At 30.0% G+C, this 22,784-nt stretch carries 22 protein-coding genes; 3 read left to right on the top strand and 19 right to left on the bottom strand.

Features of this window, described 5'->3' with window-relative positions:
* Entirely contained in the window at window positions 1–1,254 is a 1,254-nt protein-coding gene (locus tag BN3265_RS01575; protein ID WP_058989822.1) for a hemolysin family protein, read from the bottom strand.
* Window positions 1,255–1,355: 101 nt separating this feature from the next.
* Here BN3265_RS01575 and BN3265_RS01570 point away from each other — a divergent pair, with 101 nt between their 5' ends.
* A complete protein-coding gene (locus BN3265_RS01570) occupies window positions 1,356–2,681 on the top strand; it encodes an NCS2 family permease (RefSeq protein WP_058989821.1) in 1,326 nt (441 codons plus the stop codon).
* 68 nt (window positions 2,682–2,749) lie between these two features.
* Here the strand turns inward: BN3265_RS01570 and BN3265_RS01565 are convergent, their stop codons facing one another.
* Window positions 2,750–3,049, bottom strand: coding sequence for an MTH1187 family thiamine-binding protein (locus BN3265_RS01565; protein ID WP_058989820.1), 300 nt, complete (start codon window positions 3,047–3,049; stop codon window positions 2,750–2,752).
* A gap of 368 nt (window positions 3,050–3,417) precedes the next feature.
* Here BN3265_RS01565 and BN3265_RS01560 point away from each other — a divergent pair, with 368 nt between their 5' ends.
* On the top strand, window positions 3,418–3,990 hold the full coding sequence (locus tag BN3265_RS01560) for a xanthine phosphoribosyltransferase (RefSeq protein WP_058989819.1): 573 nt from the start codon (window positions 3,418–3,420) through the stop codon (window positions 3,988–3,990).
* 173 nt (window positions 3,991–4,163) lie between these two features.
* Here BN3265_RS01560 and BN3265_RS01555 read toward each other — a convergent pair whose 3' ends face one another.
* The 13 genes from BN3265_RS01555 to BN3265_RS01495 form a co-directional block, all read right to left on the bottom strand.
* Window positions 4,164–5,489, bottom strand: a complete 1,326-nt coding sequence (locus BN3265_RS01555) for a Na+/H+ antiporter NhaC family protein (RefSeq protein WP_058989818.1) — start codon at window positions 5,487–5,489, stop codon at window positions 4,164–4,166.
* A gap of 157 nt (window positions 5,490–5,646) precedes the next feature.
* The gene (yihA, locus tag BN3265_RS01550) at window positions 5,647–6,234 is read right to left on the bottom strand and encodes a ribosome biogenesis GTP-binding protein YihA/YsxC (RefSeq protein ID WP_058989817.1); all 588 of its coding nucleotides are present in this window, start codon (window positions 6,232–6,234) and stop codon (window positions 5,647–5,649) included.
* A complete protein-coding gene (gene lon / locus BN3265_RS01545; protein ID WP_058989816.1) occupies window positions 6,231–8,561 on the bottom strand; it encodes an endopeptidase La in 2,331 nt (776 codons plus the stop codon). Before lon ends, yihA begins: the two co-directional genes overlap by 4 nt.
* Before the next feature lie 44 nt (window positions 8,562–8,605).
* The gene (clpX, locus tag BN3265_RS01540; protein WP_058989815.1) at window positions 8,606–9,814 is read right to left on the bottom strand and encodes an ATP-dependent Clp protease ATP-binding subunit ClpX; all 1,209 of its coding nucleotides are present in this window, start codon (window positions 9,812–9,814) and stop codon (window positions 8,606–8,608) included.
* Window positions 9,815–9,816: 2 nt separating this feature from the next.
* Entirely contained in the window at window positions 9,817–10,404 is a 588-nt protein-coding gene (gene clpP, locus BN3265_RS01535; RefSeq protein ID WP_049690495.1) for an ATP-dependent Clp endopeptidase proteolytic subunit ClpP, read from the bottom strand.
* Between the two features lie 33 nt (window positions 10,405–10,437).
* Window positions 10,438–11,775, bottom strand: coding sequence for a trigger factor (gene tig, locus BN3265_RS01530; protein ID WP_058989814.1), 1,338 nt, complete (start codon window positions 11,773–11,775; stop codon window positions 10,438–10,440).
* A 49-nt stretch (window positions 11,776–11,824) separates the two neighbouring features.
* A complete protein-coding gene (locus tag BN3265_RS01525; RefSeq protein WP_058989813.1) occupies window positions 11,825–13,153 on the bottom strand; it encodes a CCA tRNA nucleotidyltransferase in 1,329 nt (442 codons plus the stop codon).
* Window positions 13,153–14,085: a CdaR family protein gene (locus BN3265_RS01520; RefSeq protein WP_058989812.1), complete on the bottom strand. Its 933-nt coding sequence runs from the start codon at window positions 14,083–14,085 to the stop codon at window positions 13,153–13,155. Before BN3265_RS01520 ends, BN3265_RS01525 begins: the two co-directional genes overlap by 1 nt.
* Window positions 14,075–14,893 carry a diadenylate cyclase CdaA gene (gene cdaA, locus BN3265_RS01515; RefSeq protein WP_058989811.1) on the bottom strand — a complete coding sequence of 273 codons (819 nt, stop codon included), beginning with the start codon at window positions 14,891–14,893 and terminating at the stop codon, window positions 14,075–14,077. Before cdaA ends, BN3265_RS01520 begins: the two co-directional genes overlap by 11 nt.
* Before the next feature lie 324 nt (window positions 14,894–15,217).
* The gene (locus BN3265_RS01510; protein WP_058989810.1) at window positions 15,218–16,012 is read right to left on the bottom strand and encodes a ZIP family metal transporter; all 795 of its coding nucleotides are present in this window, start codon (window positions 16,010–16,012) and stop codon (window positions 15,218–15,220) included.
* A gap of 16 nt (window positions 16,013–16,028) precedes the next feature.
* Window positions 16,029–18,392, bottom strand: coding sequence for a glycogen/starch/alpha-glucan phosphorylase (locus BN3265_RS01505; RefSeq protein WP_058989809.1), 2,364 nt, complete (start codon window positions 18,390–18,392; stop codon window positions 16,029–16,031).
* A gap of 86 nt (window positions 18,393–18,478) precedes the next feature.
* A complete protein-coding gene (locus BN3265_RS01500; RefSeq protein ID WP_058989808.1) occupies window positions 18,479–19,093 on the bottom strand; it encodes a hypothetical protein in 615 nt (204 codons plus the stop codon).
* Entirely contained in the window at window positions 19,094–20,290 is a 1,197-nt protein-coding gene (locus BN3265_RS01495; RefSeq protein ID WP_058989807.1) for an AI-2E family transporter, read from the bottom strand.
* A gap of 99 nt (window positions 20,291–20,389) precedes the next feature.
* Between BN3265_RS01495 and BN3265_RS01490 the strand changes: the two genes are divergently transcribed.
* A complete protein-coding gene (locus BN3265_RS01490; RefSeq protein ID WP_058989806.1) occupies window positions 20,390–21,013 on the top strand; it encodes a thiamine diphosphokinase in 624 nt (207 codons plus the stop codon).
* A 16-nt stretch (window positions 21,014–21,029) separates the two neighbouring features.
* On the opposite strand, the gene BN3265_RS01485 is transcribed toward BN3265_RS01490, so the two are convergent.
* Genes BN3265_RS01485 through amaP form a run of 4 tightly spaced genes read right to left on the bottom strand, consistent with a single transcriptional unit; the run spans window position 21,030 to window position 22,775 of the window.
* Window positions 21,030–21,383 (bottom strand): Spx/MgsR family RNA polymerase-binding regulatory protein, encoded by a 354-nt coding sequence (locus tag BN3265_RS01485; protein ID WP_058989805.1) that lies wholly within the window; start codon window positions 21,381–21,383, stop codon window positions 21,030–21,032.
* Between the two features lie 59 nt (window positions 21,384–21,442).
* Complete coding sequence (locus BN3265_RS01480; RefSeq protein WP_058989804.1) at window positions 21,443–21,886, bottom strand: Asp23/Gls24 family envelope stress response protein; 444 nt, start codon at window positions 21,884–21,886, stop codon at window positions 21,443–21,445.
* Between the two features lie 20 nt (window positions 21,887–21,906).
* On the bottom strand, window positions 21,907–22,227 hold the full coding sequence (locus BN3265_RS01475; protein ID WP_058989803.1) for a DUF2273 domain-containing protein: 321 nt from the start codon (window positions 22,225–22,227) through the stop codon (window positions 21,907–21,909).
* 8 nt (window positions 22,228–22,235) lie between these two features.
* Window positions 22,236–22,775, bottom strand: coding sequence for an alkaline shock response membrane anchor protein AmaP (gene amaP, locus BN3265_RS01470; RefSeq protein WP_058989802.1), 540 nt, complete (start codon window positions 22,773–22,775; stop codon window positions 22,236–22,238).
* Between the last annotated feature and the right edge of the window lie 9 nt (window positions 22,776–22,784).

Here is a 22,784-nt window from a genome sequence, read left to right as displayed (position 1 = left end):
CTAATTTTCACTGTTAAATTTTACTCTAAGTAAATTTATCTTGTAACGTTCAACTTTTTCACAAATTAAAGTAACATCATCAATCTTTACAACATCTCCAGTTATTGGCAGACGGTTAAGATAATCTATAACCAAACCTCCAACCGAATCGTTTTTAACTTCTTTTAAATTTCTGTCAAAATAATCATTAAAATCATTTATATGCATACTTGCATCAACTATAAATTCATTTTCAGAAACCTTGTAGACTTTTTCATCATCAGGATCATATTCATCATAAATATCTCCAACAAGCTCCTCAATTATATCTTCAATTGAAACAAGTCCTTCCGTTCCGCCGTATTCATCAACAACAATGGCAAGCGAAACATTCATTTTTTTCATCGATTTAAAAAGATCAATTATATTCATATTTTCGTAGGCATAATAAGTTTGCCTTACCATATCTTTTAAAATCGGATCACGTCCTTCAGCAACAAAGGTTACTATATCTTTCATGTGCAAAACGCCAACAATATTGTCTATGCTTTCCCCATAAACTGGAATTCTTGAATGTTTGCACTCAATTAAAAATTTATCCAATTCCTCTTTTGTAGAATCTATTGCTATTGCCTCCATATTTGTTCTTGGAGTCATAATATCCGATGCAAAAGATCCTCCAAAATCAAAAACATTATTTATAATTTCACTTTCTTCATTATTAATAACACCTTGCTCTTCACCAACATCAACTATGGTTTTTAAATCTTCTTCAGTTACCTTATCAGAATTTTCTGCCCCATCAGACATTTTTTTAGTAAGATATTTAGTAAAAATTCCAAGTAAAATTACCGTAGGTTTTAAAATTATAGAAATAATAAAAATCGCCCTAGAAAATTTAAGACCCATTTTCTCGCTATTTATTTGGGCTGCAAGTTTTGGAGTTATCTCACCAAAAATTAATACAGTAATTGTTACAACAATTGTGGAAATAGCTGCTCCTGCTCCTCCAAAAATATCTGTAAAAAAAAGTGTTGCTATAGTTGTTGTAAGAATATTTACTATATTATTTCCAACAAGAATTGTTGTAATGGTATTTTGGCTATCATCAACGAGTTTTCTAAGTAATGCTGCATTTTTTACACCCTTTTCTTCAAGTTGCCTTAATTTAAATTTATTTATAGAAGTAATGGCAGTTTCAGAAGATGAAAAAAATGCTGAAAATAAAATTCCAAAAATCATTACAATTAACTCAATAATATTTTTCGTCGTCAAAACTTCCTCCTTAAATACATTATATGAGATATTTATAAAAAAATAAAGTGATTAAATAAAGTAATTAAGGTATAATATGGTCGAAAAAAAAAGGAGGAATTATGGAAAAAAATTCGAACAAATCACTTGCCAATAAAATTTTCAGATTAAAAGAACACAAAACTGATGTAAAAACTGAAATTATGGCAGGAATAACAACCTTTATGACAATGTCTTATATTTTGGCAGTAAATCCACAAATTTTGGGAGATGCCGGAATGGATAAGGGAGCAGTTTTTACTGCAACAATAATTTCATCAATTATTGCAATTATAATTATGGCTTTTTATGCCAATCTTCCATTTGCACTTGCTCCAGGAATGGGACTAAACGCATTTTTCACCTATACGGTTGTAATGACTATGGGAAAAAGTTGGGAATTTGCACTAGCAGCTGTTTTTATTGAAGGAATTATTTTTATTTTATTAACATTTTTCAATGTTCGTGAAGCAATTTTTAATGCCATTCCAAGAAGTTTAAAAACTGCAGTTTCTGTAGGGATAGGATTATTTATTGCTCTAATAGGTTTACTAAATTCCACAGTAATTGTAAAAAATGATATAGGTCTTGGCCTTGGAAATTTAGTTAGCAAGGAAAGTTTTATATTTTTTATTGGACTTTTAATTATGGCAGTTTTAACTGCAAGAAAAACAAAGGGAGCCTTGTTAATAGGAATTGTAATTTCTACAATTATTGCTCTTTTTACAGGAGTAAGCAAGATTCCAGAAGGAGGACTTATACAACTTCCTCCATCACTTAGCCCAATATTTTTAAAACTTGATTTATCATCAGTATTTTCACTTGAAATGTTTTCTGTTGTCTTTGCATTTTTATTTGTAGATTTATTTGACACAGTAGGAACTTTAACAGGAGTTGCTACAAAGGCAGGAATGTTAAATGAAAATGGAGAATTGCCAAATGCTGGTCGTGCTCTTTTGGCTGATAGTATCGGAACAACCCTAGGATCAATTTTGGGAACATCAACTGTAACAACTTTTGTAGAAAGCGCAACGGGAGTTGCAGAAGGAGGAAGAACAGGACTAACTGCTCTTTCAACAGGATTTTGTTTCTTCCTATCAATATTTTTCTATCCATTAATTACAATAATTCCAGCCCAAGCTACAGCAGCTGCCCTAGTTATGGTAGGATTATTTATGATAGATTCAATCGTTGATATAAATTTTGGAGATTTCACAGAATCATTCCCAGCCTTTATGACAATAATAATGATGCCATTTGCTTATTCAATAGCAGAAGGAATTGCTTTTGGAATGATTTCATATGCAAGCGTAAAATTATTAACAGGAAAAGGCAAAGAAGTTTCACCACTTGTCTATGTACTTGCTCTAGTATTTTTACTAAGATATATGCTTCCATTATTTTCATAAATAATTAAAAAAATTCCCCAGTTTTTGGGGAATTTTTATTTGCCTATTTTAAATTTTTTATTTAATTTTTACATCTTATCTTCAACTGATTTTATTTTTTGGTCAAGGCTTGCTTCTTTGTCGCGTCTGTCGTCTATTTTTATTACTGAATAAACTCTATCAGCTCCATTTTTGAAAACTGATTCTTGGCAAGCTCTGATTGCTTCAAAGGCTCTGTCTATATCTCCATGGATAACTGTTCCCATTGGATTTAATCTTACTTCCAAATCTTCGTATTCTTTTAAAACTTTTTCGCAACCTGCTACATATTTTGAAACAGAAGTTTCTTTTGTTCCAATTGGTACTACTGTTAATTCTAAAACTGCCATAATATCTCCTTTATTTTTTATTGTAAAAATCTTCAACTATTCTTATAGCTTCTATATGATTATTTACTCCACCAAAATCTCTTATTGAGTGCATGCTAAAAATCTAACTATTCTTTCTAAATTTTTTATACAAACCACTAGAAGCTACTTTAATCCTATACCCATATTTATTATTATATTATTCATTTTATAAAAAACTTAAATAATTTGGAAAAATCGAGTAAAAAGTTCTGATAAAATCATTGATTATTTTATCCCTATTCATATAATATATATTACCCCTTAGGGTCTTTATTAAAAGTGAATTTTGACTTTTGATTAAACTTTGCATTATAATAGTAAAAAGGGTACGGAGGTAAGTATTTATAATGAAGAAATTAGAGGAAGTAATATTAAGCCACGGAACAGTTCTTGGCAAAGATATTTTAAAGGTTGATTCATTTCTAAATCATCAAATAAAACCAAAATTGATAAAGGAAATGGGTGAAGAATTTGCCGAACATTTTAAAGATAAAAATGTTAATAAAATTTTGACAGTAGAATCATCAGGAATTGCCCCAGCAGTTATAACAGGTCTAGTCCTTGATTGTGATGTAGTTTTTGCAAGAAAACAAAAATCTCTAACAACTGATGACAATACATATTCATCAACTTGCTATTCTTATACAAAAGAAGAAATGAAAAGACTAATAGTAAGCAAGGATTTCTTACACGAAGATGATAATATCTTATTAATAGATGACTTTTTAGCAAACGGTCAAGCTGCCAAAGCTATGGTTGCAATTTGTAAGCAAGCAGGAGCAAATGTCGCTGGAGTTGGAATAGTTATAGAAAAATCCTACCAAGACGGAAGAAAACTTCTAGATGATATGGGCCTTGATGTATATTCCCTAGCAAGAATTTCCCACATGGACGGAAAAGAAATAGATTTTATTGATTAATATAAATATATTTTCTACAAAAATCGCCAATTAATCTGCTAATAAACAGATTAATTGGCGATTTTTTTCTAAATTTTTAAATTAAAATAAATCTAATTATTTAAAATTTTTTTAGCCTATTTAATTTATTTCAAATAAATTTTAAGCTAAAGCTCTAACTTATTTTAGATATTTTATTTTGTTTCTTTTTCTTCTTTTGTCCTTAAAAGTCCAAATTGAATTGTAATAACTCCTGCTATTATTAAAGCAAAAATATAATATGAATATTTTAAAACTTCAATTGGCGATACATTTGCAAGGCTTGTTACAATCAACATTCCCCCATCGTGTGGCATTAAAGCCAAAAAGGCACAAGCAAATATATCAAGCAAAGAGGCAAGTCTTTTTGGAGCTATATTATATTTTTCTCCAATTTCTTTTGCCATTGGAGCTGAAATTATTATTCCTATTGTATTATTTATTAAGGCAGCTGAAATAATTCCAGTCATAAATGCAATCCCATATTCTGCAGTTTTTCTGCTTTTAATTTTTTTGCTTATTGTATAAACTAACCAATCTATACCACCGTAAAATCTTACAAGACCAATTATCCCAGAAACTAAGATTGCAACAATAGAAATTGAAAGCATTCCTTCCATTCCATTTCCAATTGCTTGTAAAAAAGTAAGTATAGTAAGATTTCCTTCTAAAAGACCAATTAATCCTGCAAGCCCTATACCAATAAATAAAACAAGTACAACATTTATACCCATAAGAGCAAAAATTATTACAGAAATATATGGAATTATTTGAATAATATTATAAGATCCCAACTCATTAATTTCACCACTGCCACCAAAAATTGCATACAAAGCGAAGGCAGCTATGGCTGCAGGAACTGAAATTAAAAAATTCATTTTAAATTTATCCTTCATTTCAGCGCCAACACCTTGGGTTGCTGATATGGTTGTATCTGAAATCATTGAAAGATTGTCCCCAAAATATGCTCCACCAATTATGGCAGCACAAGTAATTGGCATATTTAAATTTGCTCCATTTGCAACACTAACTGCAACAGGGGCGAGAGCTGCTATTGTTCCCATTGATGATCCAATTGCTGTTGAAATAATTGCTCCCATTAAAAATACCCCAGGAATTAATAAATTTTGTGGAATATGATTTAAGCATAAATTTACTATAGAATCCTTTGCTCCCATAGCTGAAGCAACTTCTTGGAAACCTCCTGCAAGTAAATAAATTAAAACAATGGTCATAACTCCAGAATTTCCCATATTTTCAGTAAATACATCCAATTTTTTTGAAATCGGAATTTTTCTTTGCATAAGAAAAGCCACCAAGGCACCTATTAATAAGGCTACATGACGAGGCACTTGTTTAAAAGGATCATCTGCCTTGATATTTGAAAAATAAATCCCAGAGCCTATGTAAATTGCCAAAAAAACAATAAGGGGCAAAAATGCCAAAAATCCTAAATTTGATTTTTTTTCAGTCTTATTCATTTTTTCTCCTTTCCATTTTTTTATAATTAATAATGAATATATATTTACATTCTACCAGAATAAAAATTTCTCGCTTTATAAATACAATAAATTTATAAACAAAATAATTTTTCCAACAAAAAAAGATCTCACAAAATATTGTGAAATCTTTTTTATTTTATGAATTTATTATTACTTCTACCTGTTCAAGCAAAACATTTTTATTGTGAGATGTGGTTGATGAGTAGGCAAATATCAAACCCTCATCATCAATATTTAATGTTTTTTTAATTTCATTTATGTGTTTTTTTAAATGTGTTTTAGGAATTTTATCGTATTTTGTTGCTATAACAAATCCTGTAAATCCAGAATCTATTATCCAATCATACATTTCTTTATCTTGTTTGGTTGGAGCATGTCTTATATCTACCAAAAGAAAAACTTCTTTTAAATTTTCCCTTTGGTACAAATATTGGTGGATTAAATTATTCCATTTTTCTTTTTCTTTTTTTGAAACTTTGGCATAGCCGTAGCCTGGAAGATCGACTAGCCTAAATTTATCGTTTATTTTATAAAAATTTATGGTTTTGGTCTTGCCCGGTTTTGATGAAGTTTTGGCAAGATTTTTTTTATCCAAAAATGAATTTATAAATGAAGATTTTCCAACATTAGATCTTCCTGCAAAGGCAATTTCTTCAAAATTATCATTTGGAAATTGGGATGGAAATCCTGCAACTTGATCTAAGTTTACTGATTTTATTTTCATAGCAAAGCTTCCTTTAAAACTTCTCCGACTTGTGACACTTTTATGAAGTTTAATTTTTCTCTAACTTCCTTGTCAATATCTTCAATATCTTTTTCATTTTCTTTTGGAATAATTACATTTTTAATATCATAAGCATAAGCTGCGAGAGCTTTTTCTTTAAGCCCTCCAATTGGCAAAACTTCTCCAGTAATTGTAACTTCTCCAGTCATTGCAAGGTCAGACCTAACTTTTTTTCCTGTAAGAGCTGAGGCAATGGCAGTTGTCATGGTGATTCCTGCAGATGGGCCGTCTTTTGGAGTTGCCCCTTCTGGAACGTGGACGTGGATATCTTTATTTTTATAAAAATCTGGATCGATTCCTAAATCTTTGGAATTTTTTCTCAAATATGAAATTGCAGCTTGAGCTGATTCTTTCATAACATCTCCCAAACTTCCTGTAAATAAATTTACCCCTTTTCCATCCATTACGTTAACTTCGATTGTTAAAATTGTTCCACCAACTTGGGTCCAAGCAAGTCCATTTGCAATTCCAACCTTATCTTCTTTAAGTCTTTGGTCTTCAAAAAATCTTTCCTTGCCAAGATATTTCTCATAATTTCTCATAGAAACATTGACCTTATCTTTTCCTTCAAGAATTTCCTTTACAGCGCGTCTGCAAATTTTTGCAATATTTCTTTCAAGTGACCTTACTCCTGCTTCCCTTGTGTAGGATTTTATAATTTTTTCTATAACCTTATCTGAAATATTTAAATCATCTTTTTCAAGACCGTTATTTTCCATTTCTTTTTTTATCAAATATCTTTTTGCAATTTCTTCCTTTTCCCTTTGGGTGTAGCCAGAAATTTCTATAATTTCAAGTCTATCAAAAAGAGCTGGAGGAATATTTGAAATGTCGTTTGCTGTTGTTATAAAAAATACTTCTGATAAATCAAATCCTATATCAAGATAACGGTCAATAAATTTATCATTTTGTTCCGGATCTAAAACTTCAAGCAAGGCTGATGAAGGATCTCCCCTAAAATCTGACCCCAATTTATCAATTTCATCTAGCAAAAATACTGGATTTTTTACTTTTATTCTTGATATATTTGATAAAACTCTTCCAGCCATAGCTCCAACATAGGTTCTTCTGTGACCTCTTATCTCTGATTCGTCAGTTACCCCACCAAGACGCATAGAAATAAATTTACGATTTAAAGCACGCGCAATTGATTTTGCAATAGAAGTTTTTCCAACTCCAGGAGGTCCAGCAAGGCAAATTACAGCAGCTTGGTTATCTCCTTTTTTCTTTCTTACAGCAATTGATTCTAAAATTCTTTCCTTGACTTCCATAAGTCCATAATGGTCTTCGTCCAAAACTTTTTTGGCATGAATTATATCCAAATTATCCTTTGATTTTTTGGACCAAGGAAGGGATAAAACAAAATCTAGATAGGAAGTTATAACTCCATAATCAGGACTCATTTCAGGAATCATTTCAAGTCTATCGACACTTTTAAGAAGAGTTTCCTTGTCTTCCTTATTAATTTTTAATTTTTTGATTTTTTTTCTAAATGCATCTGCCTCGTTTAAATCTTTTCCTGTAAGATCATTTAATTCATTTTTTACAGCATCAAGCTTTTCCCTAAGATAATATTCTTTTTGTCCCTTGTTAATATTTTCTTGAACCTTGGCGTCAATTTTTTTAGATAAATCTTTTAACTCAATTTCTTTTTGAATTAACTTGTGAAGATTTATTAATTTTTCTTCAATATCAAGCTCTTTTAATATGGAATAATTTTCCTTTGGACTTAAAGGTAGATAATAGGTTATAAGATTTGCAAGTTTATCAATATTTTCAATTTCTACCAAAGAAAAGGCAATTTCTGGTGGTATAGAATTATCAATTGAAACATAAGATCTAAAATCTTCAATTAGCATTTTTTTCAAGGCTTCTATATTTTCATTACTTTCAAAATTTTCTTCATCAAAAATATATTCTTTAATATTCGCCTTAAAAAATCCATCTTCAATTTTTACATCCAAAACTTCACCAACAGATTTTGCTTCAATCAAAACCCTAAGTTCGCCGTTTTGCAAATTAAAAGTTTGCTTTATACTTGCAACTGTTCCAAAATCATAAATATCTTCTTTTTTTGGATTATCTTCAAGTATGTCTTTTTGATTTACCAAAAAAATTTCAGATTCATTTAATAAAGCATCTTCTACAGCTTTTTTTGAAACTGCTCTTTGGCAATCAAAATGGACAACTGTATCAGGAAAAGCCCACAAGCCCCTGACCGGGACCATTGGATATTCTTTTGTATCTATTTTATAGATAAAGCTCATTTTATCTCCTTGTGTTATAAAAAGGGAGCACTAAGTCTCCCCTTTTATTTGTATATTAATTTTTTCTTATCTTTTATAGCACCTTTTGATACAATAACTTCTTTTATATGATCTTTTGAAGGAATCTCAAACATTACATCCAATAGCAAATCTTCTAAAATTGTCCTAAGTCCTCTCGCACCTGTTTCTTGCTTGTAGGCTTTTTCTGCAATTTCTTTGACTGCCTCATCTTCAAAAGTTAATTTTACTCCATCAAGTTCAAATAATTTTTGATATTGTTTTAATAGAGAATTTTTTGGCTCTTGTAAAATTCTTACAAGACTTTCCACATTCAAATCTTCGAGTGAAACAACTATTGGAACTCTTCCAATAAATTCTGGAATTAATCCATATTTCAAAAGATCTTCTGTAGTAACATCTGCCAAAGAAACTTCTTTATTTTCACTATCTTCTGAACCAAAACCGATTGATTTTTTGTTGGTTCTTTGTTTTATTATATCTTTAATTCCATCAAAGGCTCCGCCAACAATAAACAAAATATTTGTTGTATCAACTTGGATATATTCTTGGCTTGGATGTTTTCTTCCGCCTTGAGGAGGAACATTTGCAACAGTTCCTTCAATTAATTTTAAAAGTGCTTGTTGAACTCCTTCTCCACTAACATCACGAGTTATTGAAGGATTTTCACTTTTTCTAGTAATTTTATCTATTTCATCTATATAGATTATTCCTGTTTGGGCAAGCTCAATATCATAATCGGCAGCTTGAACTAATTTTAAAATAATATTTTCAACATCTTCCCCAACATAACCTGCCTCGGTCAAACTTGTAGCATCTGCAATTGCAAATGGAACATTTAATTTTTTGGCAAGAGTTTGGGCAAGAAGAGTTTTTCCAGAACCAGTTGGTCCTAGCATCAAAATATTTGATTTTTGTAGCTCAACTTCGCTGTCATTATCATAATTTGAATTTATTCTTTTGTAGTGGTTATAAACTGAAACTGATAAAGTTTTTTTCGCCATATCTTGTTGGATTACATATTGGTCCAAATATTCTTTAATCTCACTTGGTGTGGCAAGGTCAATATCCATGTGGCTGTGTTCAACCAATTCTTCTCTTTCAATAATTGATGCGCAAAGCTCGATACATTCATTACAAATGAAAGCATCTGGGCCTGCAATTAACCTATCAACTTCGTCAGCACTTTTTCCACAAAAGGAACATCTATTTTCTTCAAATTCCATTTTACCCATACTTATTCTATTACCTTGTCTATTAAGCCATATTCTTTTGCTTCATAAGCGTCCATGGCAAAATCTCTATCTGTATCTTTTTGAATTTTTTCGATACTTTGGCCAGTATTATCTGCCAAAATTTTATTTAATCTTTTTTTGATTTTTAAAATTTGTTCAGCTTGGATTTGAATATCGCTTGCTTGACCTTGGGCTCCACCAGATGGTTGGTGGATTAGGATATTGGAATTTGGAAGAGAAAATCTCTTTCCCTTTGCTCCAGATGAAAGTAAAACTGCTCCCATAGATGCAGCTTGTCCTATACAAATTGTAGATACATCTGGTTTTATATAATTCATTGTGTCATAGATAGCAAGACCTGCTGTAACTACTCCACCTGGTGAATTTATATAAAATTGAATATCCTTGTTTGGATCTTGGCTTTCCAAAAATAAGAGTTGAGCAATAATTATATCACTTACCCCATCTTCAACAGGACCTGTTAGAAAAATAATCCTATCTTTTAATAATCTTGAGTAAATATCATAAGCACGCTCGCCCCTATTTGTTTGCTCTATTACTGTAGGAACTAAAAAGTTTTTTGCGTTCATAAAATCTCCTTATCTTTTTGGAGTTTATGATTACTAATCTTCTTTTTCTTCTTCTTTAGCTTCTTCTGAATCTTTTTTAGCAGGAACTAATTTTACATTTTTTTCTAGAATTTCTACAGCTTTTCTTCTCTTGATATTTTCTATAACTGTATCTCTAGAAACATTATTTTCGAAGATTTCTTTGAATTTTTCGTAATCATCTACTCCATATTGCTTAGCAGCATCTTTTATTTCGTTTTCTATTTCTTCATCACTTACTTCAACATTTTCTTTTAAAGCAACTTCATCCATTACAAGATTTGCCTTAACTTTGTCTTCAGCAACTTGTCTGTATTGATCTCTGATAGCAGCCATGTCCATTTTTGTCATTTCAATATATTGTTGTAATGAAATTCCCATTTGACGTAATCTTTGGTCAAGATTTTGCATTTCAAGATCAATTTCTTGATTTACTAGTGGATCTGGAGCACTTACTTCAGATTTTTCTACTAGGGCTTTGATTGCTTCATTTTGAATTTGATTTTTTACAAATTTTTCTTTATCTTCTTTAAGATTTTTCTTTGTATCTTCTTTTAATTCTTCTAATGTCTCAAATTCAGAAATATCTTTTGCAAATTCATCATCAATTTCTGGAAGTTCTTTTCTTGAAATTGAATTGATTTCTACTTCAAATTTTGCATCTTTTCCTTGGAATTCTTTTGCTTGATAATCTTCAGGGAAAGTTACATTAACATCAAATTCATCTCCAACTTTGTGACCTTCAACTTGTTTTTCAAAATCTCCTACAAATGATTTTGATCCAAGAACTAAATCGTGATTTTCAGCTTTTCCGCCTTCAAATCTTTCTCCATCAAGAAAACCATCAAAATCTATATTTACTGTATCTCCATCTTGAGCTTCGCCGTCTTCAACTGGGATAATTCTTGCATTTTCTTCTTGTTGGTGTTTAAGTTCGTGTTCTACATCTTCATCTGTAACTTCTGTTGGGATTTCTGTAACTTCAAGTTCAGAATAATCTCCAAGTGTTGGATGTGGTTTTGTTTCAACTTCTACCTTAAATACAACGTCTTTTCCTTTTTCTATATCATCAAAATCAACTGAAGGTTGATCAATTACTTCAAGATTTAATTCTTCAATAGCCTTGTTATAAGGTTCTGGGAAAACTTCTTGGATTGCTTCGTCATAAAATACTTCAGCTCCATACATTTTTTCAATTATTCTTTTTGGAACTTTTCCTTTTCTAAATCCGTCTACCCTATATCTAGACTTATTTTTTTTGTAAACATTATCTACTGCTTTTTGGAAATCTTCAGCAGCTACTATTAGGTCAAATTTTGCTATATTATTTTCATGTGATTTTAATTCTGTCATCGTTTTGCCTCCTAAAACACTATATACTCATTAGTTTAATATACTACTTCTAATAATTTCTATCAAGATTATTGTATTTGTTTTTAATATATTTGCTAATTTCATCTTTTTTATTTGCTAATTTTTCATCCATAACCAAATTATAAACTTCATTTAAAATTATACCAAGCTCTTTGCCCTCTTTAAATCCCAAATTTATTAAATCATGGCCAGAAAAATCTATCTGATCTTTTTTTCTTGGCGTATTTGAATTTAAAATTTCTTCTAAAATTATTTTTGCATTTGAAATATTTTCTGTATTATCGTGAACTGTTGATAAAACATCTGCCCTTTGAAGGTCAAATAAATCGTAAATATTTTCATCTCCAACTTTTCTCAAAAGCTTTCTTACAGATTTTTTTGTGTAGGTATTGGTATTATCCATGTGCCTTTGGACTAGAAGAGAGGTGTTTTCTATAAATTTTTTTGAATATTTTAATTCTTTTAATCTTTTTTCAATAATTTCTTTTGATATATCTTGGTGGCCAAAAAATCTTCCCTCACCCTTTTCATCAAGAAAAAAACTTTGAACTTTTCCTGTATCGTGAAATAGAGCTGCCATCCTAGTTTTTAAATTTTTTGGACTTAAATCCAAAACCTTCATACTATGGTCAAATAAATCTAAATTGTGGTGGGAAGAATGTTGGTCAAATCCTTTCATTTTATTTACTTCTGGAAAAATATATGCCAAAAGATTTAATTCATCCAAAAGCCTAATCCCTCTTGAAGGCTTATCTGAAAGTAAAATCTTATCAATCTCATCTCTAATTCTTTCTTTTGAAATTTCTTCAATATGACCTGCCTTATTTTTAATGGCATCTTTTAATTTTTTTTCTATAGAAAAATCAAGAACAGCGGCAAACCTTACTGCCCTTAGGGCCCTTAGATAGTCTTCTTCTATTCTTTCGTAAGGATTGCCAACTGCTCTTATTATTTTTTGAGACAAATCATTTTTTCCAGAAAACAAGTCTATAATTTGACCCTTTCTTTCTGCCATAGCATTTATAGTGAAATCTCTTCTTTTTAAATCTTCTTCAATTGTATTTGAAAATGAAATTTCTCCCGGATGTCTTTTATCTTTATAAGATGACTCTGACCTAAAAGTTGTGATTTCATATTCTTTGGACTTATAAATTACCTTAATAGTTCCAAATTTTTTTCCAATATCAATTAGTTTTAAATCAGAAAAAATCCTCATAATATCACTAGGTCTTGCCCTTGTCGCTAGGTCAATATCATGGATTTTTCTTTCTAAAAGTTTATCTCTTAAGGCTCCTCCAACAAGGTAGGTTTCAAATCCCTCATCTTCTAGCCTTTTTACTAAATCTTCGTAGGACATTAATTTTTCTTTCCTAATTTTATATAAATATCTACAAAAGAATCAGCATCATTTAGCTCTACAGCTTCAGGAATATCTAGTTCTACGCTTTGTTCAAACTCATCGTTTTTTAAGCTGGATAAGTCAATTTTTTTGGTTTTTATAGTATCAATTTTATCTAAAATATTTTTCTCACCCTTAATAATTAACTTATCCGGTGAAATTTTACTTTCTTCTACTTGCATGTTTTTTGGAAGATTTCCATAGTCAATTTCTAATTTTACTTCCTTACTTTGCAAAACATCAAAGGCAATTGACACATCGTTTTTGGAAAGATCTACATTTTCTACGGTTTTACCATTTTTATCAACTGGTCGTACTCCAATATCATGAATTTTCCCATCAAGGTATTCCTCATTATTAATATTTATAATAAGTTTATCAACCTTATCAATATTGTTTCTAAGACCTGAAACTGTTATTTTTCTTGGATCTTGTTCACTTACATTTATTATCTTTGATTCTTTTAATCTATCAGAAATCTTTATTTCTATTGGCAAGTCTTTTTTTACAATTTTTTCTACTTTAAAATTAAGGTTTGAAGGAGTGGTTTTTTCAATTTTTATTCCCGCAGGTCCATCAACTTTTACATTTAAAGTTTTTATTCCCTCAGTTGGAACTCCCAAATCAACACTTGCTATTAAATCATCAGCAGTTAAAGATGCAAGATCCGATCTTGATCCTTCAACTCTTACATTTACGCTTGAAACTTGATCTCTTCCAACCAAGGCATACCCATCTTTTTGCAAATCCTCTTGATTTTTTATGGTCAATGGAACATTTCTAATAGTTTTTGAAAGGGAAGGATTTGTTGAAGTCATTACAAAAGCCCACATGATAACTGCAACAAGAATTGATAAAGCAACTAATTTTCTATCATTTTTATTGTTCATCTTCACCCCTCCTTTTAAGATTCAATTTATTTTCATTTTCTTTAAGTTCTTTTATAAGCCTATCCTTTAAAGATTCTTCATCAAAATACCTGTTAATGGTTCCATTACTTACAATTGAAATTGTTCCAGTTTCTTCACTTACAACAACCACAAGACAATCACTTTTTTCACTAATTCCAATAGCAGCCCTGTGACGAGTTCCAAGCTCTTTTGAAATAGTATTATTTGTAGTCAATGGCAAATAACAAGCCGCTGCCTCAATCAAATCATCACGAATTATTACCGCTCCATCATGAAGAGGCGTATTTGGAATAAAGATATTTATCAAAAGCTCACTGGAAATTTCAGATCTTAAAAGAGTTCCGCTTTCAATAATATCATTAAGGCCAACTTCTCTTTCAATAACGACCAAGGCACCAATTTTTTGCCTTGACAAAGAACTCATAGCTGAAACAATTTCATCGATAGATCTATCATTTTTATTGTAAGAATCATTTACAAAAAAACTTCTACCCCTACCAATTCTCTCCAAGGCAGACCTTAATTCTGGTTGAAAAACTACTATTATAAATACCAAAGAAACAGTAAAAAATTGATTCATAAGCCATGAAACAGTATTTAATTTAAAAATATCTGCAATTGATGCAAAAATCAAAACAAAAATAAAGCCTTTCATAACTTGCTCAGCCCTGGTGTTTTTAAGAAGTTTTAACAATTTATAAGCAATAAAGGCAATGAGCGTTATATCAATTATATCTGTAATCCTAATCAATGATAGATAGGATATAAAATTATCTAAATATGACATGTCTACCTCCTAAGTCTACATATATTATATACTTTATTATAAAATTTTGTAGAAAAGAAAGGCTTAAATGAAATTTAATTTTTTATAAGTTTTTATATTTAAAATTTTGGGAAGAATTTTTTTATAAAAAAATACCAAGTTTTTGGCTTGGTATTTTTGCTGATTTTTATTTTTTGTTTTTAATTTGAATTTGTTTTTTAGACCAACATACACTCCTTGGTTGCAGTAGACTTAATTTGATTTTTTATTATTTTAAAACTAAATTTTAATTCTTCGTACTTACTCCGCGGGATGTTGGTAGAAATTGTACCACTGGTACAATTTCTAGCCCAACATCACATCTAGAATCATCATTACTGAAAAGCCTACTGAAAACCAAATTACTCCTAGGTTTGAGTGGTCTTCTCCTTCGCCTGTTGCTTCTGGGATTAATTCTTCTACTACTACGTAAAACATTGCTCCTGCTGCAAAGCTTAGTAAATATGGCAAAATTGGAATCATTATTTGGGATAGGATTATTGTCAAAACTGCCGCTACTGGCTCTACTGCTCCTGATAAAACTCCCATAATAAATGATTTATTTTTTCCAATTCCTTGCCCTTTTAAGGGCATAGAAATTATTGCTCCTTCTGGGAAATTTTGAATTGCAATTCCTAAAGAAAGCGCCATAGCTCCTGCCATTGTTAGGTCTGTATTTCCTGATAAGACTCCTGCAAAGGTAACTCCAACTGCCATTCCTTCTGGAATATTGTGAATTACAACTGCAAGAACCATCATTGTTGTTTTTCTTAAGGAATCATTTTTTGGTCCCTCTGCAACATCGCTGTCAACGTGTTGGTGGGGAATAACATTATCTAAAAATAATAAAAATATTATTCCCACTGCAAATCCAACTACAGCCGGAATCCAAGAAACTTTCCCCATTTTTTCTTCTACCATTTCCATGGCTGGAATTAAAAGTGACCAAACACTTGCTGCAACCATTACACCTGCTGCAAATCCTGATAGGGATTTTTGTAATTTATTTGATAATTCATTTTTCATTAAATAAACCATAGCAGATCCTAGGCTTGTGCCTAGAAAGGGTATGATCAGTCCAATTATTAAATCTTTGTTCATTTTTATTTCTTTCTATCTACAATTTCCAAATATCTTTTGCATATTCAAGAATAGTTCTATCTGATGAGAAAAATCCTGCATTTGCTATATTTTTAAGACTCTTTCTTGCCCATGTAAGTCTATCGGAATATTCTTTATTTATTTTTTCATGAGTTTTTTTGTAATCTTCAAAATCTTTTAAAAGAAAATATGTGTCGGCTTTTTCTCCACCTTGTGGATTTATAAGAGAGTTATAAATATCTAAGAACATATAGGAATCATTGTCTTTTAATTCTCCTGAAACTAAGGCATCTACTGCATCTTTTATTGCTTCATTTGTGTGGTAGAATTCTTTTGGATTATATGAATCATAAATTTCATTTAATTCTTCAACTTTTGCTCCGAATAAATAATTATTTTCAACTCCTGCGTTTTCAAAAATTTCTATGTTTGCTCCATCATATGTTCCAAGGGTCAAGGCTCCGTTTAGCATAAATTTCATATTTCCTGTTCCAGATGCTTCTTTTCCTGCTGTTGAAATTTGCTCGGAAATATCTGCTGCTGGGAAGAGTTTTTCGCCGTAGCTTACCCTGTAATTGTTTACAAATACTACTTTTATCTTGTCATTTACTTCTTCATCGTTATTTATAACTCTTGCAATTTCGTTTGCAAGTTTTATTATTGCCTTTGCCCTAAAATATCCTGGTGCTGCTTTTCCTCCAAGTATAAAGGTTGTTGGATAAAAGTCCATGTCTGGATTAGCTTTTAATTTATGGTAAAGGCTAATTATATGAAGTAAATTTAAATGTTGTCTTTTGTATTCGTGAATTCTTTTTACTTGAATATCAAAAATTGAATTTGGATCTACGTTTATACCTTCATTTTCTAAAATATATTTTGCCAAATCTTTTTTATTTTCAAATTTTATTTGGTTTATTTCTTCTAGAGTTTTTTCATCATCGAGGTATTTTTCTAAGTCTTTTAATTTTGTAAGATCATATTTCCAATCATCATTTCCAAGTTTTTCTGTAATGAAGTTTGATAGTCTAATGTTTGAATATACAAGCCATCTTCTTGGTGTAATTCCATTGGTTTTATTGTTGAATTTTTCTGGCATTATTTTATACCAATCTTTAAAGGTATCGTCTTTTAGAATTTGTGAGTGAAGTTTTGCAACTCCGTTTACTGACTTACTCATAAGAATTGCAAGGTTTGCCATTCTTATTTGGTCAAATCTTATAATTCTATATGGGTCAATAGCTTCTTCTGAAAGACCTTTTTCTTTAAATTCTTTTACCAAATTTTCATTTAATTTTTTTATTATTTCAAAACATCTTGGACAAACTTCAAGCATTATATCTTTTGGCCAAGTTTCTAGTGCTTCTTGCAAAACTGTATGATTAGTAAAGGCGAATGTTTTTTTGGTTATTTCTACAGCCCTTTCAAATTCAATCGAATTTTCATCCACCAAAACTCTTATTAGCTCTGGAATTGCAATTATTGGATGGGTATCGTTTAATTGAATCACATGATATTTTGGGAAATCTTCAAATTTAAGGTCATGGTCGAAATATAGCTTATATTTTGAAACCATATCTTGAATTGAAGCTGAACAGAAGAAATATTGTTGTTTTAATCTTAAAACTCTTCCTTCTCTTTGCATATCATTTGGATATAAAACTCTGGTTATATCTTCCGCCCTATTTTTTTCTTCGACAGCCTTATCATATTGAAAATTATTAAAATATGAAAAATCAAATTCTTCAAATGGCTCTGCTTGCCAAAGTCTTAGGGTATTTACTTGCTCATTTTCAAAACCAAGCATTGGCATATCGTAAGGAACTGCCTTTACTGTTTGGTCCCTAAATTTTACAATTTTTGAATCGGATTCAACTCTTATTGACCATCCATCTCCGTCTTTTATCCAGTGATCGCCCTCTTCGACTTGAAAGCCATTTTCTATTTTTTGTTTGAAAAGTCCTTCCCTATATCTTACTCCATAACCATACATATCTAGTTTTTGAGTTGCTGCTGAATCCATAAAACAGGCAGCAAGTCTACCAAGACCACCATTTCCAAGAGCAGCATCATCTTCAAAATTTTCTATTGATTCAAAATCAATATCTATTTCATTTAAAATCTCCTTAACCTCATCATAAATTCCAAGATTTATTAGGTTATTTCCAAGAGATCTTCCTACCAAAAATTCTGCTGACAAATAGTAGGCTTTTCTAGATCTTCTTGTCCTATTTTTACAATTTCTCCATTCTTGATTTATAAGCTCCATTATTGTATCGCAAAGAGCAAAATATCTGTCCTTATCAGAAGTTTCATTGAAACTTTTAAGGGTTATTCTTTGCAGGTTCTCAATGTAGTTTTCCATAAATTTGTTTTTATTCATAGTTTTTCTCCTTTTTTACTATAAATCTTTTTCTTTTCTAATTTTGTTTCAATATCTTATTTATTTTCTTTATTACAATTAAATCATTATATATCATCTTTTTCAAAATAAATCAAGCCTGTGTAAGTTCTTTTCTGCCTCAAAAATTTTTTTAATGAAATTTTATATAATTTCCCCCAAGATGAAATTGTAAGTTTATAATCCTCATTATATTTTTCGATTTCTGTAATTGTTACTCCATGATGCTTCATAAGATCGACTGACTTACTCATCCAATTAAAAAATATTACAGGTAAATCTTTCTTCATTGCTTCTAAAATAAATTCGGCAACTTCATCCATGGATTTTCTTCTTAGGGGAAAATCTTCCAAAATATGAGATTTCAATTTCAAATGATAGGCAGATCTAATTTTATTTAATTTGAAATCCAAAACTCTTGCCGTTGGCACTCCGTAGATTTTTGGTCTTAAAATTTTAAAAAACCAATATTGGTAATCATTAAATTGATCTAGGCTAAATTGTTCAAAGGGTCTATAAAGATAAAGATAAGTATTGGTAAAGGCTGTAACAACACAAGCCCTATCCCTATAAAACTTACTTACCCCAACTTCTTTTAGGTCATTTTGATAGCCACCGTAATAAGTTTTTTTATATTTTATTACAGGAACAAATTCGCCCACTCTAGATCTTTTTAATTTCATCTATTTTTCATCCTTTTTGTAATGAACCTTTTCTGCTAGTTCTTTTATCTCTTGTTCAGAAATTTCTTTTTTTGCCAAAGTTTTATCCATTTTTTCATTCATTAGGGTATACAAAATTGAAGCTATTGGAATTGAAACAAGCATTCCAACAATTCCAAACAAACTTCCTCCAATGGCAATTGATACAATTACCCAAATTGATGGAAGACCTATTGTTTTTCCCGCAAGGGCAGGATAGATAATTGAGCCTTGGACTTGTTGGGCAATTAATAAAAATATTAAAAACACCAAAGATTGGAAAGGTGATTCTATAAAAATTAAAATCATCATAATAATCGTTGCAATCAATGGTCCAACATATGGAATAAAATCTGCAATTGCAACTAAAATTGCTGCCATAGCTGCAAAAGGAATTTTTAAAATTAACATTCCAATAAAAACCAAAAGTCCAAGAATCAAACTTGATAGGGCTTTTGAATTTATATAAGATGCAAATGATGAATATGAAAGGCTTGCAATCTTGTTTATTTCATCAGCATTTTCTTTTTTAAACAAAGAATAAATAATCCTATTTGAAAAAATCTTTATATCCTTTTTATTTATCAAAACAAATACAGAAAATATAGTAGCAGCAACAATTGTAACAAGTGTTGATGATACCGAATTTATAATTGAAGTTGTCTTGTCAAAAATATTTCCAGCCTCACCAAGGAAATAATCTTTAATTTGCTCCAAACTTTTGTTCCAATTCACACTATAAATATAATCTTGAACGTCATCTGCAAATCTTTTTGTTATTTTATTTTTGTTTAAAAGTCTTACCAAATCATTTAAAAATTCTGGAAACCTATCAACAAGAGTTGTAACGGCATTTGATATTCTTGGAATTAATACATTTAAAAATATGCTTATAGCTAGGATAAATAAAATCCAAGAAGATATAAGCGAAAATACCGGAACTAACTTTTTTGTCTTTTCTGTTTTAAAAATTTTAGAATACACTTTTCTTTCAAAGAAATTCATGGGCAAATTTATAATAAATGCCAACATAAACCCAATCAAAAAAGGTTGAATTACTGCTATAAATACAGATAAGCCATTTTTTACACTTTCAATATACCAAAAGGCAAAAAATACTAAAATAGATATAAGAATAACCTTTAATAATTGTGAATTCTTTTCATCTAATTTTTTCATTAAATTTTAATACTCCTTATTATTCATTTACCTATATTCTACCATAGAAATTTTTCATCTTCCATTTATATAAATGATATAATAAGCTTGAGGTGGATTATGAAAAAATGCTATATATTTGCTGGCGGAGAATTTGATGGATTTTTTGATCAAATAAAAAAAGAAGATTATATAATTGGAGCTGACAAGGGCTATACTTATATAAAAAAAATCGGTCTAAAAGCCAATGAAATAATCGGAGATTTTGACTCATCAAAAGAGCCAGATTTTAAAAACAAAACTAAGCTAAAGCCAGAAAAAGACGAAACAGACCTTTATGCAGCAATAAAAATCGCAATAAAAAAAGGATACAAAAAAATAATAATCTATGGAGGACTTGGAGGAAGAATTTCCCACACCATAGCAAATATAAAAATAATGGAAGAATTTAAGAAAAAAGGAATAGACATAGAATTAAAAAATAAAAATCAAAGACTATTTTTAATCGATAAAAATTTTGTAGAAAAAAAACAAATAAAAGATACCTATATTTCCCTTTTTGCCCTGACAGAAAAAATAGAAAATTTAAATCTAATAAATTTAAAATACGAATTAAAAAATTTCACCCTAAAAAATTATATGCATCTTGGCGTTTCAAACGAACCAGTTGGAAAAGAATTTAAAATTGAATTTGATAAGGGAATGATTCTAGTAATTTATGAAAACAAAAACACATATAAATAAGGCAGGATTTCCTGCCTTATTTTTCAAAATATTTTTCTATATTTAATCTGCCAACTACAACATCATCACCATAAACTAGTATTGGCCTTTTTAATAACATGCCATCTGATGCTAGTAATTCTAATTTTTCATCTTCATTCATATCTTTTAATTTATCTTTCAAATTTAACTTCCTATAAATTTGTCCAGACGTATTAAAAAATTTCTTTATATCCAAACCACTTTTATCATATAAATTTTTTATTTGATCTTTTTCTGGTTTTTCTTCTTTTACATCTTGAAATTTATATGAGATATTTTTTTCATTTAAAAACTTCTCAGTTTTTTTACAAGTTGAGCATGATTTATATCCAATTAGTAAGGCTTCCATAATTTCTCCTAAATTTTTCTAAAAAAAGAGATTGGCAAAGCCAATCCCTTCAAATTTTCTTATTTTCTATCGTCATTATCAGATTTTTTTGCTTTGTACTCTTCTCTTGTCATAACATCAACTACATCCACATTTACTGTTACAACATCAAGACCTGTCATTTGTTTTACATTTTCTTTTACAACTTTTTTGATATTTTCAAAAATTTGTGGAGCAGATTTTCCATATTCTAAAATAATTTGCATATTAACTTTTGCTTCTTTTTGTCCAACCTCTACATCAACTCCAGATGTATCTTGTTCGCTTGATGATTGGAAAACTGATGAAACTGAATCAAAAAAGCTTGCTTTCATATCCAAAATTCCATCAACTCTGTTTACTGCAATTCTTGAAATTTTTGCTACAACCTTATCAGCAATTGTAAGCTTTGAGACTTCTTGTTCAATTTCTTGATCTTGTTCGATTCCTTTTTCGTAATCTTTGTCAAATGTTTTTTCTGTCATAATTTTCCCCTATCTTTTTTTTATTGAAATTTTTTTAATAAGTTAATTACAAATCCCATTACTTTAGGATCTTTGTCAAACCATCCACCTAAACAATAGCAAAAACCTAAAACTATCCAAATTCCTAAAGTTCTAAAAAATCCATAATCAAATAAAGAACCAATTGTCACAATTCCCAAAATTAGGGCAATTATTTTGTGTTTATTTTTTTCTTTAAAGTCTTTGCATTCTTTTTCTTTCTTTTCTCTAATGTCTAGTTTTCTCATTTCTACATCATAGGCGGATACTTGTTTTTCTTGAGTTTTATTTTCAAGATCTAAATTTTCTTTATTTTTTTCCATAATTGTACCTACCTAATTTCTCTTTCTTGAGATTTTTCTGCCTTGTTTAGCTGAACATGAGCATTTACATTTTCAATGCCTGTAAGCATTTTTAGTCCCATTTCAACTTCCGCTTGGATTTTTCTTCCCAAGTCTTCAAAGTCTCTTTCTCCAAAAATATCGCATTTTATATTTGCTTCAACGGTTTCGCCTTTAATTATTTTAACTTTTGAATCTGTAAGCTCAGCCCCAGCAAATTTTTTTACTGAAGAATTGACAGCTGCATCTAAAGAATTTCTAGTTATAAAAATATCCCCATTATTATCTTCTACTAAATACTCACGCTTATCATTTTGATTTGCGATAATATCTATTAAAAGAATAATTGCAAAAATTAAAACAGCAATGGCAACGCCTAGAAGCACATATCTATAGTTTTGAATTTCTAAATATGATAATAAATCATGCCTAATTCCATCGTCAACAAGAGCGACAGTTCCTAAAATTGCGGCAATGATTATTAACACTATGGTCATAAGTGACCACAAAAATTTTTTAAATCCTCCCATAAGGCCTCC

The organism is Anaerococcus rubeinfantis (genome assembly GCF_001487145.1).
Lineage (GTDB): Bacteria > Bacillota > Clostridia > Tissierellales > Peptoniphilaceae > Anaerococcus > Anaerococcus rubeinfantis.
This window is presented reverse-complemented; position numbering and strand designations above follow the sequence as displayed.